The organism is Candidatus Zixiibacteriota bacterium (assembly GCA_021159005.1).
Classification (GTDB): domain Bacteria; phylum Zixibacteria; class MSB-5A5; order UBA10806; family 4484-95; genus JAGGSN01.
The window spans coordinates 1-4189 of record JAGGSN010000040.1; the positions used below are offsets into that span (position 1 = coordinate 1).

At 38.5% G+C, this 4189-nt stretch carries 3 protein-coding genes; all 3 read left to right on the plus strand.

Going from position 1 to position 4189, the window contains the following annotated elements:
• Positions 1–1363, plus strand: a 1363-nt coding sequence (locus J7K40_02710; GenBank protein MCD6161306.1) for a hypothetical protein, incomplete at its 5' end; no start/stop codon positions are given.
• Complete coding sequence (locus J7K40_02715) at positions 1363–1896, plus strand: hypothetical protein (protein MCD6161307.1); 534 nt, start codon at positions 1363–1365, stop codon at positions 1894–1896. The genes J7K40_02710 and J7K40_02715, both read left to right, overlap by 1 nt.
• The gene (locus J7K40_02720) at positions 1893–4130 is read left to right on the plus strand and encodes a hypothetical protein (GenBank protein MCD6161308.1); all 2238 of its coding nucleotides are present in this window, start codon (positions 1893–1895) and stop codon (positions 4128–4130) included. The genes J7K40_02715 and J7K40_02720 overlap by 4 nt, the downstream gene beginning before the upstream one ends.
• Positions 4131–4189 lie beyond the last annotated feature (59 nt).

Consider the following 4189-nt stretch of genomic DNA (forward strand, 5'->3'; position numbering starts at 1 on the left):
CACAGCCCGCTCTGCCCCATGGATCAAAGCAACTTACCATTCAAATTGGGATAGTTTAATAACATTTGGTTCCGAAGAAATAGCAGTAACAAATCATTTTGATGGCAAAGTCAAGATTAAGGAGTCTATAACTACCCATTTTGATGGCAAAGTAAGAATCAAGAATTCTACAACCGATCTTTTTGACGGCAAGGTTTATCTGGATACATATGATATAGACCTACTTGACGGTAAGGCTCGAATCAAGGATACGGCAAGTAAATCTTTAGACGGTAAAGTTAAGATCAAGGATGAAACCACTGATCTCCTGGATGGAAAAGTCTATTTATACAAATCTGCTAGCAAGGTATTTGATGGCAAAACTAGAATTAAGGATTCAATTAGTAATTTATTAGATGGGAAAATATATGTCACTGGTGTAGTAACAGATCTTCTTGATGGGAAACTGGTTGTTATAAAGCACGCTACCGATTTGCTAGATGGCAAGACAAATATAAATAAATCTGCTATAGGATTTTTTGATGGTAAAACCCTTGTTAAAGATAGTGCTGTTAATATATTTGATGGCAAAACTGCAATTAAAGATACAACTACCAACTTACTTGATGGCAAAGCAAGGGTAAAAAGTTCCGCTACTGATCTTCTTGATGGCAAAGCAAGGGTAAAAGATTCAGCCACCAATCTCCTCGATGGCAAAGCATATATCACATATACCGGTCAAATAGACGCAACTTGCCCCACGCCTACCTGCGAGATGTCGGCTGTTTTCAGGTATGCTCGCATCGAAGCTTCCTCTCCGGTACCCACTGCAAGTTTTAGGATTGGTAAGATAATAGAAGGCGATTGTCCGGTTCCCGAATTTATCTGCACAGCTTACAGTGGCAGGGATCCATCAATTATAGCCAGCGCTCCGTGCCCGACCTGCTCGATGCGAATCGGTCTTAAATTCAGCGGAGATGTTCCCATTCCAATATGTAGTATGGTAGCTGATACCCACCATCTTGCTACCATATATGGTCGGGTGCCGGTTCCTCTGCTTACCTGCATAGGTGATACAGAAAATATTACAGTTATCTCGGGTACAGTCCCGACCCCGACTGGATTATTCGAAGTTACTGTTGGGAATGTGGCCTCTATTTTCGGAAGATCACCTTGCCCGTATTGTACCATGGTGGCATTGACCGGGCAGGTTGTTTCATTATATGGAAGAGTGCCTGTGCCGGGTGCCCTTGTTCGTTTTTATGCATCGTTGGCAAATGACACTATAATACTTACAGGTACAGTTCCGACTCCTACTATGACATCAAGCGTTGATTGCTTCACGAGTTCAATACTGAGACATGTGAGGGGAAAAATACGATAATGGCTGATATAGAAGGATACGCTCCTACCCCAACGGCGAATATTACGGCCTCTTTCGTACCGTACAGTTCTTGTATGTTTGTTTTGGATCATGCTTTGCAGGCAAGGGCTACAACTCAGTACATTGATTACGAATTTAATTCAATGGTGAAATTCGGAGATGTTTACCTTGGAGCGTCTACCGACGGTATATATGAGCTTGACGGTGACACAGACGATGGTAATGCTATAGGGGCCTACTTTGAACCGATAGTAACGGATTTTGGAATTAATAATCCTAAAAAGGTACGGTTTATATTTTTAGGATATGAGGCTGAGGGAGACCTTGTAATAACTCTCGAAGATAACAGATCACAGAAATCGTTCACGGTTGATTCCGTAGTGACCGGCCAACAGTGGCGTAGAATAACTGGAAGCCGAAGCATCCGTGGACGATATCTTACCTTTCAAATATCTAACGTGGATGGTTGTGACTTTGGTATTGACTCTATTGATGTTGCCCTGGTTGTGATGCCTAGGAGCTTTAAGATATGAAAGTGCCATGCAAAATAACCACGTCCGGGGATAAAGAATATGCACGTAAATTTATTGGTGCAGCACAGAGTCAGTTGCGTATCCTGGAAAATCAATTAAAATTCCAAGATTTAGAGCAGGGTGTAAGAAAAGTTCGTCTCGATCCAAGAACGATATGCGAAGCAAGTTTTTGTTTTGATTTATCTGAAGTGAAAATTTACAGCGAACCCATAGTTGTAGAATTAAAAGAGAAACCCGGAATTGATAAGCTGGAGCCGAGATTTTTTGCTTATGTTATTAGAAAGGATGAGATAACTGGAATTTCTACCAAAGAATATTATTGGCTTTTTTTTAATAAAAAAGGTAACAACCTTAATGAATTTAGACAAACTAAAGATAAAACATCAGTTAAACTCTCGGAATATTACGAAGTTTATGCATGGAAGGTCGCTGGCGTTGTAAGAGATTTAATAATTTTTGACTGTGCGGAAAAACCTAAAGAAAAGATGATAGAACTTTTAGAAAAAATGAGAAATGTTCCACATTTTTCATCGTCTGTTTTTACAAAAGCATTTATGACTTATGCTCCGAATGATGAAGAGAAAAAAGATGGTAGAAGATTTGCCGCCGCTGCACATTTAATGACATCAGATTACGTTAATGTTTTCGAGCCGATTAATTTGCCTAACTGTATAGGAAATATTCATAAATTTCCCATACCTTATTATCCAAGACCTGCTTATTGCTTCCCAGATGATCCAGAACTTGTCGGTCTTTTTCTTCACTGTCCCCCTAATAGATTTTATTGCAACACAGAAGAAAGGATGATGGTATGGTACACAGCAAAAAGCTATAATCCTGAAATTCATGGACAGGATTTTATTTGTGGAATCATTTTAAATTTAAATACTGCAACTATTCAGACTTTTACTTTTTATCCCAGTAATGGTGATGGACATGGTTTTACGCCATATTGGACTATACAGACAATGTATGAAGTTCCTTATTCCATGATGACTGAAGTAGAGGAATTGACTGAAAAGGAATTAACTATTACAATGCAGTGGGAAAGGCGGCCAATGAGGATAAGGGTTTCATTAGACCCTGATACACCGGAAGATGATATAATAAAATATGAAGAAATTACTAAGGTTGAACATAGAATATGGACTGGTACTGAAACGGGTTTCGATAAAGTTCCTTTTGCTGAATTTGAACAAGAATTTAGAGGTCCCTTATCAAGTCACGATATAATTGTTACACAAGAGGAATATGATTGTTCACAGCATAGTGGCGATCCACTTTGTTGCGATGGACACGAAAGAGAACTTAAAGGTAGAGAATATTCGGTGGCTCCCCCAAGTGACTTGGAGAAACATTCATCCTATAATATAACTTTTTATGGAAAAGAATATACTACAAGAGCCGATAAAGAATATAAACATTTGGATGAGAGTATTTCTACTCGCATACAACGATGTGCCCATACTATATTGGGAGCCTGCTTTTCTCAATATGTAAATCTTAATAAAGGAAGAAATGTTTATCAGGATACAGAACAAAAAAAAGCACACGGAGTGTATGCAAGTTGGATAAATCCGAATACTGCTTTCGAATTACGTAAACTAAATAAAGATTATTTAAGTGGCAGTGCAGAATATTACAGTGGCAGTAATTATGGCGGGCCTACTCGTGATGATTGGCAAGATGAATGTCCACTCGATGAATATTCTGAATTATATCCAATATCATTTACATGTTTTTATAGATTTCCTAATATACCTTCTGACATATGGGATGGATTGGAAAATGAGCACTATTCAGCATGGGGGTCGACACGTGACTTGAGACGAGATGGAACTGTTGATAATGAAAACTCTACAGAAATTAATGAATATACTATAGATAAAGAAATAGTATTAGATGGTACCAAAATTGATAGAATCTATTATCTCGATGATCGAGCAACTGACAACAATCAGGGAATTATTGTGGCTGGTAAAGGTATAGGGGACATGGAAGAGGAAGAAGAAGAAGAGGAAGAGGAAGAAGAGGAAGAGGAAGAGGAAGAGGACGGTATACCTACTCCTAATCGTTGGGAAATATTTTGGAAAATAGACTGGAATGAAGATGATAGGTCTTTACAGGGATGTATAACTCCAGATGAAGACATTGATTATATTGATATTAAAGATAAATTGCTCGAACTTCTTGATTGCAAAGTTTATGAATTAATTGATATAGGATTGGTTTAGGGAGAATAATATGGGCACATGGGTTCCAGTACCAGAATGGGCAGAGGGTAGAGTTGGTG

Bases quoted from the DNA above. Each gene is read 5' to 3' on its own strand.
- J7K40_02720 (MCD6161308.1), top strand. From the start codon at position 1,893: ATGAAAGTGCCATGCAAAATAACCACGTCCGGGGATAAAGAATATGCA.
- J7K40_02715 (MCD6161307.1), top strand. From the start codon at position 1,363: ATGGCTGATATAGAAGGATACGCTCCTACCCCAACGGCGAATATTACG.